This is a genomic window from Clostridia bacterium, assembly GCA_034926675.1.
Lineage (GTDB): Bacteria > Bacillota > DTU025 > DTU025 > DTU025 > JAYFQW01.
Map to the genome: position 1 here is coordinate 1 of JAYFQW010000070.1, position 15270 is coordinate 15270.

Sequence of the window (15270 nt, forward strand, 5' to 3'; positions counted from 1 at the left end):
ACATGATCGACGTTTCAATGTCGATTTCATCGACATTGACCTCCACACTCCGGGGTTCAAGGGGTTGAAGCGATCTCGTGTCAATGCCGGAATCGCCGGCATAGCTTCCGTATACGATTTTGGGTCGCTCGAACAGATGAACAGACCCTCGCTTGCATCCCAGAGGGCACGTCTGTCCGAGCTTACGCCGATGTCCCACATGCGTCTGTGTCCCATATTCAGCACCCTGACGGCACAGGGTTGAAGGTTTTTGCAGCCGATCCGGCTAGCGAGCAAATAAGCCTTTAGCTGGTCATTTCCCAAATGCCTGCTTGCCATATGTTACATGCGGAACGTGAGCTGAATCCGTAGGCATTGTCGGTTCGGGATTCGGTCGCGTCTCATCAGGCGGCGTCAGTTGCAGCCGGGAGTTACATGTGAGGCGCCACGGTTGCGGCAGCCACGCCTCAGACAGACTCATATCCCTAGCCAGTCAGCGGCTTTCCTGCGATGCTCATCGGTGATGTAAGGAGCCAACGACCTTATCGCTGCCCAGACGGCAGATGCGTCATCGGCGAAACCGGCGCCGGGAATTGCGTCCGGAATGAGGTCCACCGGAAGGACGAAGTACGCGAGGGCGCTAAACGCCACAGCTCGAGCGTGTAGGGGTGTCGCTGGATCCATCGCGCAGTAGTGCATGGCCACGGCATCAGGAACGAACGGAACCTTTCCAGCGGTTTTCTTAACTTTGGACAGGAAGCCCTTCCTGACGAGCTGTTCCGGTTCTTCGGGCGGCATGTGATCAAGAGACACTCGACCTTCAGCTCCTCCGTCATATCAACTGCGTGAACGCCATGCTCCACGCGATTCTCCGTTCCACGGCGGGCATACTCAAGATGGAACTCTTGGTCAAAGCGGGCCAATGGGCTGGCCATGGCCTCGTAGGGAAAGGAGGCAGAGGAGTGCCCATTGACGATCAGCGAGACGAGCGGTTCCAAGGCAGCGAAATCAGTCGTGCAAGACGTGAGTTCAACCTGATAGCTCCAGTCTACGACATGATCCTGGGCAGGTCCATGACCCGCCTCTATCGGCTGGCAGTAGATGCCTTGCTGGAGACCCATCCGTTCTCCCCGATGGCCGCAGCCCTAGATGTCGGCACAGGCACTGGCCTTCTTGCAGGGGTTCTGGCGGAACGCGGATTTGAGGTCACTGGAATCGACGTGTCGGAGGGTATGCTCAGAGCGGCGCGGAGGCGACGGGGAGGGCTGGCCGCATTTCGCGTCGCTCCTGCCCATTCAGCCTCCGCTCAACCCGGAGCGCCGTACGACCTGGTCTGCTCGGCAATGCTACTACATGGTTTCCCCCGCGACTATCGCCAACTCGTTCTGAAGGACATGTGCCGCGCTTCTCGTCGCTTGGTGATGATAGTCGACTACGTGCCCCATCGGAGCCCATTCACATCAGTGGTAGAACGCCTTGAGGGGAGTCACTATCCGGGTTTTCTTCGTGAGTTCGCCGATGACCTGGCGGCATCCTTCGAGAGTATGTCCGTCCGACCCCTGAGCCCCACATGTGGGGTGTACATCTGTGATGGAACCCGAAACCGACAAGGTGGCATCTGATCCGCAACCGACCTCAAGCCCCCATCTGTCCATATCGTTCAACACCCGCGAATCTGCTCTTGCAGCAGTGAAACGGGCAAGCTCGAGAAGCTTGGACAGGCCCGAACAGCCGATAATCTGCCCGTGCGGAGAAGTCGCGCCGGCCTGAGGTCGCGCCGAGATCCCATGTAACCGAGAAGCCGGAATGGAAGCATGGCGCACAGCATGAGACGGGCAATGGCCCGAAGTTCCCGCCGAAGCCCGGGAAAGGAGAGCGTGACGATGACGACCAGGACTGACATGCAGATGAGCTCGCATTAGGATGAACAACGGATCGTCCACGTTTTGAGTGGTTATCCACTCTTTGAGGGCGTCGATGCGGATACCATGCACCAGCTTGGGCATGGGTCACGCCTGAAAGGTGTGACCCATGGGGATATCCTGTTCATTCAGGGGGACGTCAGCGCAGAGTTGTATGTTGTAGCCTCGGGCAGGGTGAGGCTCTACCGTGTGTCCCCCGAGGGTGGCGAGAAGACCCTCGCTGTTCTGGGGGAGGGGGATGTGTTCGGTGATCTTTCCGCCCTGTCCTGCGCCCTGGCCATTGCCCTGCCCGTTGTCGGGCCCGTCGGACTCTACGTGGTCCTTGCCTGAAGCGTTGCTGGTGTCGGGCTGTCCTCCCTGGCGCTGTGGATCGTGTCCGTAAGCATGCCTAAGGCCGGGCTCTGCCTTGAGAGCGTCATCGATATCCTTGTTCTTACCATTCCAGAGGAGCCCCTGCCTGCTCATGACCTCAGATATGGCCCGCCCAAGGTTTCCTGATTCGATTCCGATCGCTTGCGCCACTTCACCCCAGCCCATGCCGTCTGCGGCCATGGCTAGCACTTCTTCGAAGGGCACGCCGGAATCGGCGGATATCACTGTGCAGATGACTAGGTCTCCAATACCCCATCCCTGGTCAAAGGCGGCATTCAACTGATCAACCGTGAGAGCCAGGTCGGGGAAGGCAGATACAAGTCGCTCGAAGAACGCCGTCTTGTCCGATCCTATCTCGAGTTCCTCCCGAAGCTCTTCATCCAGCTCTTCATCCAGTTCCTCATCCGGCTCCTCATCCGGCTCCTCGTCCAGCTCTTCATCTAGTTCCTCCTCTGGATCCACTACGGTTCCAGGGTCGGTCTCGCCATCGACTGGATTTTCATCACCTGGCGCTATGGTCATTGCCCGTACTGGTGCAGTAGCTGATAGACTCAGCACAAGCAACAGAACTAGTGCAAGAGCGACAAACATCCTCCTGAACACCGTTGCTATCCCCCCTGATGTGGTATTGACATCGGGGTCACTGTTGAACGTACGTGACTCTAGTCCGATATCTCTCCCTCACATCGTAGCATGCGCTCATGTGGGAGGCAGTGACCTAGGTCACCGGGTGGTCTCGGCGCCAAGAAGAGCGGGTTCTTCCAGTGCCTCTTCGAGGATCCTTCCTGTTGCATTCGCTGGCGGACGAATGCCTAGCAGTCGCGACATGGTCGGAGCTGCATCGATGATCTCCACTGGCGCGTCGATTACGAGGCCGGGTTTGACGCCGCTTCCGCTCACCAGCATGAACACGTTATGCGATGATGCATCACGGGTATCGTGGTTGGCTGCCAGTCCAATTGAGATATCTTTGCGGCTGAAGTGATGTGGGGGCGCGGGCCACACAACGAGCTGCCCTGATACTGGATGGGCGCCTGCGGCCGCGAGCCCCTTCCGGTCGAGCAGGCCGCCCACGTAGGGTTGGGCCGATACTGCAGCGATGATCTCGTTCAGCTGCTCTTCGGTGATCGTCCGTCTGAAGTACACCTGCACGCTCTGTCCGGAGCCCACCATTACCACATCTGTATCATCTGCAGCCCGTCCGCTGTTGGGCAGGAATTCGCACTTGTAACCGAGCCCGTTGAACACCTGAATCAGTCCCGGGAGGCTGCTCTTTCCCCAGTAGGGAGTCATACCATGGTCGGCAGTAAGGAGTATCGCCGTCTTCTCGAACACGCCGAGTTCCCGAAGGGCTTCGATGAAAGTGCCCAGCGCCCGGTCCATCCTTATGAGCTCGGCGGTCATCTTCTTGGCCCACTGATCGTAGGTCAGTGATGGCACACTCCCGTATCCTGTGCCGTTGTGGCCTGCAGCGTCCAGATCGTCACCGTAGATCGCCAGGAACCTGGGTATCTCAGTCATCGACACGAGCTGGCCCTTGGTGTTGCGCACAGGCTCCCCGCGGAGCATCTTGATGGCCTCCAACACTCTCAGTTCAAACCTGCCTCCGGGCTGGATGTACAGGTGACGAGGATCGTCATCCGAAGTGCCTCTGTCTTGCAGCATGAACTGCTGTACTGAGGCTGTTGACAGTCCAGATGCGGAGGCGGCCTCTGCGATGGTTTCAGCCAGGTTGGTCCGTCCTGAACTGTCTACAGTGTTGCTGTCTTGATTGTAGTACTTGTACGCATTGCTGTGGGTAGCGGGCCATGATCCAGTTACAATGCTGGTCTGCATTGGATTTGTTATGCTGGGGAAGCCGTTTGTGGCATTGGGATAGTACACTCCCCTCGACATCAGGTAGTTGAGGTTTGGAGTGCCAGGCTGGCCCGGCTCGTTTGCCCAGTCGTAGTAGTCACGCCTGAAGGCATCCCAGTTTATGTAGACCACATATTCCGCCAGCGCCGTGTCTGATGTGATGATCTCCGGCTGCACATCCTGGGCAGGCACGGGTTCACTGCTGCCTGCTGCAGGTGTAATGGGCTCGCTGCTCATGCTGATCTCGCTCCCTCTTGCAGTTGCCGTGCGTCCATCTTGAAACATGCCAATAACTACTATACTCGCGATCAGTGCAATTAGTGTGAAAATGGCCAGTGGCCTTGTCATGCAGCTAACCTCCCCACAAGCTGTGCATAGTCTCTGCCTCAACTGCCAACCATCTCTCTCCTATGCCATGTCTGATCAGTGTTGCACTCCATACACATGACGAGCCAAATACCAGCTAGAATGCCATTACGATCATAATACTCTATATTCCGGCGGATGTCGCCCATTATTGACTGGCAAAGAGGTAACTGATATATTCATTATGAACATATCCTCTGCAAAGTGGAAGAGGTGGGGCGCAAAAAGTGATGCTACAAGTTTCTCCCAAATCAGGCGCCAAGTGCGCTATACGAGCGCTTCTGCAGTAAACCCCGGGGTATTACGCAAAGGGAGGCTGCCTCAATGCCAAGAAAGAACCTGCTCCAGTTGGTCCTCACTCTGATAGTCCTGGCCATCTCAGTATCTGTGGTTCCTGCCATGGCGGCTGAGCCGGCGAAGGTCAGCCCATGGGAGTACTCCACCCCAGGCGTTGACAGAATGCCATTCGTGTATGGGAACACCCTCTACTATGTTAGGGACTACGACATCTACTACTCAATCTGGGATGATGCGGCGAGAGCCTGGTCGGAGCCGAAGGCCATCCCCGGTGCGGTAAACACCGGCGCCAACGAGATCTGGCCGTGCCTGACCAGCGGAGGAAAGGTTCTGTATTTCGCCCGTTACGACCCAATCAGCGACTACGACTTCTACCGCAGCGAGTGGGATGAGGCCAATGCCAAGTGGGGCGAGCCCGTGCTCATCGAAGAGCTCTCTACCGACACCCAGGAGTGGGCGATATGGGTTAACGAGGATGAGACCATAGCCTACGTCACTACCAAGGGTGTCTACGGCGATGGCAAGTCGCTTGGAGGCCGCGACATCTGGAAATCGGCGCGTGGCGCCGATGGCGTGTGGGGCGTTCCGATGAACGTCGGCGAGCCAATCAACACCACTGGCAATGAATGGAGCGTGTTCGTTGGCGCAGACGGCAGGATGTACATCGACGGAACGCGTGAGGAGACCCTAGGCCTTTCCGACATCTACGTGGCGGAGAATGACAAGGCTCAGCCCGCAAACATCGGCGCTCCGATCAACAGCGCTGTTGACGAGCGCGAGGTGTGTGTAACCGACAAGTTCATCGTCTTTAGCGCAAACAAGCGTCAGGGTGGCGCAGGCGGGTATGACCTGTGGTATATCGTACTGGAGCCTGGCAAGTAACCAGGCTCCGTCGGCTCACGCTGCTTGGGCAGCGTGAGCCATCTGCTCTGAAGCTCTGAAGCTTTGAAACTCTGGGGCTCTGAAACCCCGAGACTCTGGGGCTCTGGAGTGTGAAAACGTGGAAACGTGGAAGCGGAGGCCTAGATAGCATGAAACCGCGGAACCGAATTGTCGGGGTCTTCACCATGCTACTGGTGCTGTTTGCACTGCTGATCGCAGGCGGGCTCGCGGTCACAGCCGCGTCAGGGCTGTCTTCGGCCGGGTCTGACCCCGCCATTACGAGCCTGTATCAAGTGAGGCAGGTGGATGCGCAGGGGGTCCCTTTACTGGTCGACACGGTTGTGACAGTAGAGGGCGTTGCTCTCCAATCCACTGGCAAGTGGCACAATGCCGCCAACTACTTCGCTGTCATCAGCCCGGCGGATGCTGCTGCTCCTCGTGCCGGCGCACTTGTGTACTTGCCTGGAACGGTAATCCCAGACGTGCAGGCTGGCGAGTACGTGCGCATCACAGGCCGTGTGTCAATCCGTGGCTACAGCACTGATTACGGCACAACGGTTATCATCCCGTCCCGATCTGAGGATATCGTCATCACCACGCACGGCTATGAATGCGTGGAGGGTTTGGCCGGGACTCCGCTTCCCACAGACCCCACATTCGCAGAGGCGGAACCGCTCGAAGGCCAGCTGGTGACCATCGAGGGCAGGCTATCGCGCTACGACAACGAGGGGATATCCAGAGGGTTCTGGGTCGATGGCAGCCGCGATGGCGATATCGAAGACGGCAAAGGCCGGATGCAGGTGAAGTTCTACGACTACTCCGGCATCGACATATCCCACCTAAGAGAAGGCTCCTACGCTATCGTTACGGGCGTTCTCGTGCAGGGCGATGACACTGCTCCGCATCACGACTCCTACTATGTCCGCCCAACTATGCAGAACTACATACTGAGTGATGAGGCAAGGGCGAGGGAACTGAGTCCAGAGGAACTCGCAGCTCAAGGTATGAGCCTTCAGACCGGGGAAACGCAGCATCTATCAGACCGGGGCGTGTATCAGCTCACGGCGGTGCGATCGGGGTCGGCCCGTGCATTCACTCCGAGGCTATATCCTGACTGGCGGCCGGACGGCAGCGGGCTTCTGTTTGTACTCGGCAAGGAGAAGAGCGCGCGCACGTCTGAGGAGAACGCTGAACCCAACCTGTTCTCAGTGGGTTTCACAGGGCTTTCCGAGTACAAGCAGCTCACGTTCGACCGCGGCATGAAAGCATATCCTCGTTGGTCGCCCGACGGCGCTGCTGTTGCATACGCGTGGATCGCTGAGCCCGACGCCGAGCAGGGCAACTGGAGCATATACACGTGGAATCCTGATCAGGGTTCATCTCCTGTCGCCATTACGCATGGCCTGTTCAACGAGACCTCGCCCAGCTGGTCACCTGATGGCGCGCGGCTCATCTACCAGTCGGATGCGGCCGGCAACTGGGATCTGTTCGCAGCAGCGTCGGACGGTTCCGGCATGGCGGTTCAACTGACCTCCTCACCGGCTCATGATGCATGCCCTGACTGGTCACCGAAGGGGCCGTTCATCGCCTACCAATCAGATGCAGGCGGCAGTAGCTTCGACATATGGGTGGCGCGAATCGATGAGGCAGGAGGCCGTCTTCTTGACGCCAGAGCCCTTACGGCTGCACTTGCAGGGGATTGCATCGCCCCACGTTGGTCCCCCGATGGCAAGAAGGTCGCATTCATGTCGAACCAGGCGGGCACGTGGGACATATGGACTGCTGACGTGGCGTCAGGCGCTCTGCTCCGTGTGACCGACTTGGAAACTGACGAGTTCAACCCTGCATGGTCTCGAGATGGGCGCCGGATCGCCTTCAGCGCAGATCTCGGCAACGGCGCCAATGTATACGCAGCCGACGTGAAACGGGCCACCCGCGCAGGGGTGTCCTTCATCGACAGGCCAGAGCCGGAACAGAGTCACGCATCAGCCGTGTACGCATCTGATGCTGCGCTTGCAGAGCCGGCTCAGGCTCGAATACTACAGCCGCGGATGATGCGGCCGTCTCTAGTGGCGCCAGGTTCTGAGTTGGATGTAGTTGTGGCTCTTCCGAATGATCTGCATGGGTCGTCCTTCGAGGAATTGGGAATTGAGGCATCGCTCATCTTCGTCACAGGGGTAAGGGACGCATCTGTTCCGCTATCGATCGTGAGCGCAGTTCGGGGTGATGATGGCCTTTACTACCTTCGATTCGCAGTGCCGAGCAGCGCAGAGCTGGGCCTGTACGACCTGCAAGTGGTCGTGGCATCTGGGGTCGCTCAAGCGTGGGAGACTCACTCAGTCGCAGTCAGCAGGGCTGGCGACGATTTCGTGTTCGCGGTTCTTGCGGACATTCATCTCAACAATGAACGTTCACGGGGCAGTGCAAGTGGGGAGCTCAATACGAACTTGATCAGGGCGATAGATGAGCTGAATGCCGTGGCCCCGGATTTCGTGATCCTCCCTGGCGACCTCGTTGAGAGCCGTGCCGACACATACGAGCGGGATTTCCGCATGATACGGGAGATCCTCGCGGAACGGGCCAAATTCCCAGTGTTCGGCGTGATGGGCAACCACGATGGTCAGCGAGTGGGCATGCTTGATGGGTTCGAGTTCTGGCAGAGTAACTTTGGTCCGCTGTATTACTCCTTCGATGTAGGACAGTGGCACTTTGCCATGGTTAACACGTATGATAAGCCCACGAACCCGTCTGACAACGGCACGATTCGCCCAGAGCAACTCAGATGGCTTGAGAACGACCTGCTCAGTGCATCTGCTGCAGGCAGGCAGATCGCGGTGGCGCTCCACCATAACCCGCTCGACGACAGGTGGGTGTTCGTTGACGATGGCCGGCGCGAACTTGCGCAGGTGCTCTCGCGTAGTGGAGCGAAGTACGTATTCGCAGGGCACCGCCACTCTGATCAGTTGGAGATTAGTGAGTGCGCTCTCATACTCACAACACGAACCGCACAGGCCGAGGATGAGGGCAAGGTAGGGTACAGACTTATCGAGGTGGTCGATGGAAGGGTAGTGTCGTTCCGATACGCGCCGCCCAAGTCGTCGCAACCACTGGGAATGGGTGTTCTCGACGCCGAGGCGCCGATCAGCAGATGAGCAACCAGGATCTAAATGGGAGGGGATTGCCAATGAAACGCACCGCAAGGAGGATGTTCTGCATCGTTGCAGCAGCACTCCTGCTGATATCGCTCGCAAGCGGCATCAGCATTGCCAAGAGGAAGACTGTGATCATCCACTGGCAGCATCACACCCCTGCGCGCCAGGAAATGGTCGAGGCGTTCGCGATCGAGTTCATGAAGCAGAATCCGGACATCGAGATCAAGATCGAGTCCATCCCTGAGGCCGACTACTTCCAGAAGCTCCTGCCTGCACTAGCTGCAGGATCCGGCCCAGACACTTTCCAGATTCCCGCGGGCCAAGTCCTGGCGTATGCTCGCACCGGGGTGCTCCAGCCTCTCGACACCTCTATTCCTGAAGCCAAGAGCATCGAGGCGGATTTCATGGCTTCGGCAGCGTCGAGGCTGAAGATCGATGGCAAGTACTACGGATTTCCCGTTGACACCGCGACGGTGGTGTTGTTCTATAATCCCAAGCTCTTCAAGGAAGCTGGCCTGGATCCCAACAAGCCCCCGCAGACATGGGATGAGCTGGTCAAGTATGCTAAGGCCATGACCAAGCGGGACGCCGCCGGAGTCACGACTCAGATGGGCGTCGCGACTGGCGGATACGGTCCAGTCATCATCTCGCTCATGCTGCAGAACGGCGCCACCCTCTGGGATGCCAAGAGTGATCTGCCTGATTTCAACTCGAAACAGGCGGCCGAAGCGCTGCAGTGGTCGACTGCTTTGGTGGCCGACTACAAGGTGGAAGATAGGGCGATGGGTTCCAGGTGGAACGCATTCCGCCAGGAGAAGCTCGCCATGGTGTTCGCTGGACCGGCAATGATCGGCAGCTTCAAGGCGACCGCTCCGAACCTGGATTTCCGCATTGCTGAGGTGCCTGCGCCCAAGGCAGGCGGTTCGAAGAGCACTCTTCTGACATCGTGGGCGTATGTGACGGCGAAGAAGGCGCAGAGCGATGCTGCCACCAAGTGGGTCGCCTACCTTACATCGGAGAGCGCGCAGAAGCAGTGGATCCTCAAGACAGGCGATCTGCCGACGCGAAAGGCTCTGCTGGATCTTGCCGATTACAAGAAGGATCCTCTTCTCGCTCCGTGCATGGAGTCGATGAAGAAAGCGACTAGCGCACCGTGGAGCGCTCGCTCACTTGATGACGCGCTCATCAGGAAAGCGTACGAACTCGTGCTTCTCAAGGGCAACAGCCCTGAGTCGGCGTTGAGCTATCTCACCACTGAGGCCGTCAAGGCGGAGAAGGAGCAGAAGGAACTGGCCATGCCGTAAGCAATCCTGCCTTCTCCAGATTGTCCGCTTGGATTTGAGTGCGGAGGGTGCGGGCCCCGGATGCCGGGGCCCGCTCTCAGAGCGCTTCAGGCGTGCATAGCATCTTAGTGGTTTCCGCAAGGAGGAGTTGCTGCTGTGAGCCGCCGTGAAGCCGGCAAATACCGGCTATACAAGTTTCAGAGAACGATCGCCCCATACGGGTTCATCCTTCCCGGCACCGTCTTTTATCTCATGGTCACGATTATTCCTATGTTCACTGGATTCTGGATGAGCTTTCGCAACTGGAACATCATCCGCCCCACGCATCCCTTTGTTGGCCTGGCCAACTACGATATGATCCTGCATGATCCCGTGTTCTGGCAGTCTCTCAAGAATACGCTTGTGTACACTGTCGGAGTTGTCCCTCTACAGATGGGCCTAGCTCTGCTCGTTGCACTGCTGCTCAACACCGAGATACGGGGGAAGGCGTTCTTTCGGCTTCTATATTACCTGCCAGTCGTCACTCCACTTTCGATCGCAGCTGTGATCTGGCAGTGGATCTACCACCCACAGGTGGGGCTGCTGAACGCGGCGTTGCGGACGTTCGGCGTTCCAGGCCAGAACTGGCTGGGAGATCCTAAACTTGCGATGCTTTCGGTAATCATAGTCGCCGTATGGGCCGGGCTTGGCTACCGAATGGTCATCTTTCTGGCGGCGCTCCAGGGCATACCCGATACGTACTATGAGGCTGCGATGATCGACGGGGCGAGCAGGTTTGCCCTGTTCAAGTACATCACTCTGCCGCTTCTGAAGCCTACAACGATGTATGTGTTGATCACGAGCATGATTGGCTCATTCCAAGTGTTCGGCTTGGTTAACGTGCTGACGGGCGGAGGTCCGCTCGATGCGACGAACGTGCTTGTCAAGTACATCCACAGGAGAGCCTTCGGGGATCTGCAGTTCGGGAAAGCGGCGGCGATGTCGTTCATCCTGTTCGGGATCATACTGATCTTCACCGTGCTGCAGTGGAAGTTCCTCGGAAGGGAGGTCTCGTACGATTGAGCAGAACAGGCAGTGTCGTAGGTTACCAGCGCTCCAAGTGGGCAAAGGTTCTTGGGCAGTTTCTGGCGTACGCTATTGTGATCCCTGGCGCGATCTTCATGGCCATGCCTTTCGTATGGCTGGTGTTGTCGTCATTCAAGACCCTGGAGGAGATAGTGCTCTTTCCGCCTACCTTCTGGCCACGAAGGCCTACTCTCGACAACTTCAGGCAAGTGATTGAGATGATCCCGTTTGGGCGCTATTACATGAACAGCATCATCACAGCAGTGGCGCCTACTATCGTGAGTGTTATCACCTGTTCCATGGCAGGGATGGGCTTCGCCAAATACAAGTTTCGGGGCAGGAACGTGATCTTTTGGGTCATTCTCGCCACAATGATGGTGCCGTTCCCTGCCACGATTGTGCCGCTGTATGTGATGGTGTCCAAGATGGGCCTTGTCAACACCAGGCTCGGCCTGATCATCGTGGGCTTGTCGAGCGCGTCAGGCATCTTCATGATGAGGCAGTTCGTCATGGGCATTCCGGATGAGCTCCTCGACGCAGCCCGAATCGACGGCGCAAGCGAGCTTCGCATCTTCAACCAGATCGTCGTTCCACTATGTAAGCCGGCCATAGCCACACAGACCCTGTTCAGCTTCACTGGCCACTGGGGCGCTTACATCTGGCCGTTGATTGTGATCAACTCGGATGAACTGAGAACACTTCCACTGGCGATTCCCTACTTCTCAGGCCAGTACTTGAGCTATCAGAACCTGATATCAGCGGCTTCACTCATGGCGATACTCCCGGTTTTGATACTCTTCCTATTCACGCAGCGGTACTTCGTAAAAGGCATAACGTTGACGGGCATGAAGAGCTGAGGGGGAGATGGGGGGCAATGAGAATGCTGCGCAATGATCACGCTGGTCGATGCCTGGCGGCTGTTGCTATCGCTCTAGTTCTGTCGGTTTGTGCAGGTCAGGTTGCATGCGGCGCCGCGGCGCCTTCGCCCGTTCAAGCTCGGCCAGGTGCGCGAAACGTGATACTGTTCATTGGGGATGGCATGGGCGAGAACCACGTGAAGGCCGGTAGGATCGCGTCCGCCGCAGCAGGACGAGCCTTCGCAATCGACTCGATGCCCGTGATTGCTCACGTTTCGACACTGTCGTACGGCGGCAACATCACTGATTCCGCTGCTGCAGCCACTGCTATGGCCACGGGCCACAAGACCGTCAACAGGTCGCTCGGGATCGATCCTGACGGTGTTCCTCTGAAGACCATACTCGAGGCTGTGCGCGATGCAGGCGGACGAACAGGCCTGGTGTCGACGTGCGCCTTGACTTCCGCAACCCCGGCTGGATTCGCGGTGCATGTTGAGGACAGAGGTTCAGGGCGTGAGATCGCCGCAGCCTTAGTGAGAACGGCGCCAGATCTCATGCTCGGAGGCGGCCTTGCGAACTTCATGCCAACCCTGTTCGAAAAGACCAAGCCGCCGATGGATTTGGCCCGCGAACACGGCTACAATATCGTTCGTGAACCGGGCGAGTTGGATGCCGCCAAGAGCCTTCCCTTGTTGGGCCTGTTTGCCGATATCGACATGGAATACGAAGCCGACCGCGATCCTGAGGTTCAGCTGAGCCTGGCGAGGATGGCTGAGCGTGCAATCGAACTGCTTTCGAACGCTGCCGGCGACCGAGGTTTCTTCCTCATGGTAGAGGGAGGGCGTATCGATCACACTGGCCACTCAAACGATGCTGAGAGGCTTCCCGTGGAGGTGCTCGCGTTCGATCGGGCGATCCAGGTTGGGCTCGAGTTCGCCAGGAAACGCGGGGATACCCTCGTGATAGTCACAGCTGATCACGAGACAGGCAGAGTCGAGATATCTGCAGACGGAGCTTTACGGTTCGGTTCAGACGGTCACACTGAGCTGAATGTGCCTCTGTACGCGGAAGGGCCGAACCAGGAGCTGTTCGCGCAGGAGGTTATCGACAATACCGATATCCCGGTGCTCATGGCAAGGGCGATTGGCGTATCCCTAGAGGGGCCTGTAGCAGAGGCGCCCGTCGTTATTTCGCAGCCGTCCGCGCCTGCACCGGCGACACAGGCTCTCGCCGTTGCGGCGCCGACCTCGTCTGCTGCGCCGACTTCTTCGGCTGAGCCGGCTTCATCGGTTGCGCCGGCTTCTTCAGCTGAACCGACTTCGACTGCTGCGATGGCCCCCGCAGCTGTGCCCGTGGCTTCCGAGGCTACGCACACTCCATCACGTCCGGTGTTGAGTGGGGCAGCACCCAAGCGCCTGGTGGTCATGACCTACAACATTCAGACTGGCACAGGCGCCGACCTGGTGTATGACATTGACCGCATAGCAGAGGTTATTCGCTCCCAGGGCGCTGACATCGTAGGCCTGAATGAAGTGGATAGCTACACGAAGAAGTCGGGGCCTGTGAACCAGGCGAAGTACATTGCCGACAAGCTTGGTTTCGATTGTGCCTTCGGCGCCATACTCTCCCACAAGGGAGGCCAATTTGGAAACGCCATCATAAGCAGGTACCCGATCGTATCGAACCGGAATCACATCCTGCCCAATCCTGAGATGAACGAGCCTAGGGGCGCTATTGAGTGTCAGGTGGATGTGGACGGCACGATAGTCAACGTATTCGCAACCCACCTTGAGGTTAGAGACTCCGAATCAAGGTTTGCTCAGGCCACATACCTGTTCAAGCTTGCATCGGCCGCGAAGGGGCCGACAATCATCACAGGCGACTTCAACGCAGTGCCGAAGCTTTCCCCCGAGACGGCGGTCATCATGAAGGGGTTCAACGACACCATGCAGGTGTACAGGATGCTGGTAGATAGCGCGGAGTTGGTTCGGGATGGGCCCTTCAACCGAGATTACCTCAAGGGCGGATATACCTGCGATCCATACGATCCGAACAGGCGCATCGACTACATCTTCGCGTCCTACGACCTGCGCGTTGTGGGCGAGGCAGGAGCGGCCAGAGTTCCTCGGACGCTGGGCTCGGACCACCTGCCCTATGTGGTTGCACTCGAGCTTCCGTGGGAGAAGTGCGATAAGAACACTGCTCCCCTTGTGGCTGTGATGTCGAGCCCTGACTCTGCACTGTGGTATGCCGACATGGGCTGGCAGTATGATGATGATATCGACGAGATCCTCAGGGTCGTAGGAGAGCTCGGATATGCCTGTGCCGAGGTGACGCCGGACTCCATGCCTATGCTGCCATACGTAGCTGGCAGAAGGCCCACGATCCTACTGCTCTCCAATATAAGAAGGATGTCGCTCCAGCAGCAGCAGGCCGTGAGGGAGTTCGTTGCAGCCGGTGGAAGAGTCCTGGCCACATGCCAGACGTCGCTGAAGACTCCTGACGAAGTCATGTCCGGGGCCTTTGGCTTTGGGCTTTCGGATCTGTTCGGTGTGAGCCTTGCTGGATGGCTTGGGGCCGAGCCATTGCATGACGCCATAATGCCAGTTACGGACGGGTCCGGGGTGGGGGCGGCGGCGGGAGCGACGGCAGGGTCGACGGTGACGGCTGCTGCAACGGCGATGGAGGCGAAGCTGTGGCGCGCAATCGATAAGCCCCTGGCGCTGGAGATCCCGGAGGGGACCATCGTGAAGGCCAGGCCGGGAGCTGTTGTTTTGGGCGTCTGGTCGAACGGCAAGGGCGCGCTCACACATCAGAGCGATCTCAATGCTGCCGCCGTCAAAAACGGACGTGTGATGTACGTCGGATGTGACTTGCTTTGCTGGGATATGCTGCAGAGCGCACAGGTGAGGGCGTTCGTGGCGAATGCGATTGGCCTGTTGCTTGAGGTAGAGTAGTGCTGTATGAATTCTGTAGAAGAGACCGAATTGAGCGGACTCTCTCCTTCCTTCAGGGTAACCTGTGCCGTGCGATAGTAGCGGCGCCGGCCTAGTTGACATCGAAATACGGGTTGCATGGGGGGTGTACGGAATCCGTACTGGGAACGTTGAGTACCTGTACGGATTTCGTACCGTGCCGAAGGCGAAAATGGCGGATGGCGTTCTAAACGCGGGCGATTCGACCCCAAAGAGCACCAAATGCCAGTGGCAGGATTGCGAAATTACAACTTTTGGAGCCA

11 protein-coding genes are annotated in these 15270 nt (G+C 58.0%); 8 read left to right on the forward strand and 3 right to left on the reverse strand.

The features are described 5' to 3' along the window. Nucleotides 1-244, forward strand: a 244-nt coding sequence (locus VB144_13785; protein MEA4884697.1) for a hypothetical protein, incomplete at its 5' end; no start/stop codon positions are given. A gap of 212 nt (nt 245-456) precedes the next feature. On the opposite strand, the gene VB144_13790 is transcribed toward VB144_13785, so the two are convergent. Beyond that, nucleotides 457-792 (reverse strand): YkvA family protein, encoded by a 336-nt coding sequence (locus VB144_13790; GenBank protein ID MEA4884698.1) that lies wholly within the window; start codon nt 790-792, stop codon nt 457-459. Nucleotides 793-941: 149 nt separating this feature from the next. On the opposite strand from VB144_13790, the gene VB144_13795 reads away from it, so the two are divergent. Next, nucleotides 942-1601, forward strand: coding sequence for a class I SAM-dependent methyltransferase (locus VB144_13795; GenBank protein MEA4884699.1), 660 nt, complete (start codon nt 942-944; stop codon nt 1599-1601). Nucleotides 1602-1988: 387 nt separating this feature from the next. On the opposite strand, the gene VB144_13800 is transcribed toward VB144_13795, so the two are convergent. Both VB144_13800 and VB144_13805 read right to left on the reverse strand, forming a co-directional pair. Then, on the reverse strand, nt 1989-2876 hold the full coding sequence (locus tag VB144_13800) for a hypothetical protein (GenBank protein MEA4884700.1): 888 nt from the start codon (nt 2874-2876) through the stop codon (nt 1989-1991). Nucleotides 2877-2996: 120 nt separating this feature from the next. Beyond that, nucleotides 2997-4478 carry an alkaline phosphatase family protein gene (locus VB144_13805; protein MEA4884701.1) on the reverse strand — a complete coding sequence of 494 codons (1482 nt, stop codon included), beginning with the start codon at nt 4476-4478 and terminating at the stop codon, nt 2997-2999. A gap of 342 nt (nt 4479-4820) precedes the next feature. Here VB144_13805 and VB144_13810 point away from each other — a divergent pair, with 342 nt between their 5' ends. The 6 genes from VB144_13810 (at nt 4821) to VB144_13835 (ending at nt 14989) form a co-directional block, all read left to right on the forward strand. Beyond that, nucleotides 4821-5675, forward strand: coding sequence for a hypothetical protein (locus VB144_13810; GenBank protein MEA4884702.1), 855 nt, complete (start codon nt 4821-4823; stop codon nt 5673-5675). Nucleotides 5676-5824: 149 nt separating this feature from the next. Beyond that, nucleotides 5825-8827 (forward strand): metallophosphoesterase, encoded by a 3003-nt coding sequence (locus VB144_13815; protein ID MEA4884703.1) that lies wholly within the window; start codon nt 5825-5827, stop codon nt 8825-8827. Between the two features lie 32 nt (nt 8828-8859). Further along, complete coding sequence (locus tag VB144_13820; protein ID MEA4884704.1) at nt 8860-10131, forward strand: ABC transporter substrate-binding protein; 1272 nt, start codon at nt 8860-8862, stop codon at nt 10129-10131. A 135-nt stretch (nt 10132-10266) separates the two neighbouring features. Continuing rightward, nucleotides 10267-11172, forward strand: coding sequence for a sugar ABC transporter permease (locus tag VB144_13825; protein ID MEA4884705.1), 906 nt, complete (start codon nt 10267-10269; stop codon nt 11170-11172). Beyond that, nucleotides 11169-12032 (forward strand): carbohydrate ABC transporter permease, encoded by an 864-nt coding sequence (locus VB144_13830; protein ID MEA4884706.1) that lies wholly within the window; start codon nt 11169-11171, stop codon nt 12030-12032. The genes VB144_13825 and VB144_13830 overlap by 4 nt, the downstream gene beginning before the upstream one ends. Nucleotides 12033-12055: 23 nt before the next feature. After that, nucleotides 12056-14989 carry an alkaline phosphatase gene (locus VB144_13835; protein MEA4884707.1) on the forward strand — a complete coding sequence of 978 codons (2934 nt, stop codon included), beginning with the start codon at nt 12056-12058 and terminating at the stop codon, nt 14987-14989. Nucleotides 14990-15270 lie beyond the last annotated feature (281 nt).

Coding starts and splice junctions, on each gene's coding strand:
- VB144_13805 (MEA4884701.1), bottom strand. CDS start 4,478: ATGACAAGGCCACTGGCCATTTTCACACTAATTGCACTGATCGCGAGT.
- VB144_13810 (MEA4884702.1), top strand. CDS start 4,821: ATGCCAAGAAAGAACCTGCTCCAGTTGGTCCTCACTCTGATAGTCCTG.
- VB144_13815 (MEA4884703.1), top strand. CDS start 5,825: ATGAAACCGCGGAACCGAATTGTCGGGGTCTTCACCATGCTACTGGTG.
- VB144_13820 (MEA4884704.1), top strand. CDS start 8,860: ATGAAACGCACCGCAAGGAGGATGTTCTGCATCGTTGCAGCAGCACTC.
- VB144_13835 (MEA4884707.1), top strand. CDS start 12,056: ATGCTGCGCAATGATCACGCTGGTCGATGCCTGGCGGCTGTTGCTATC.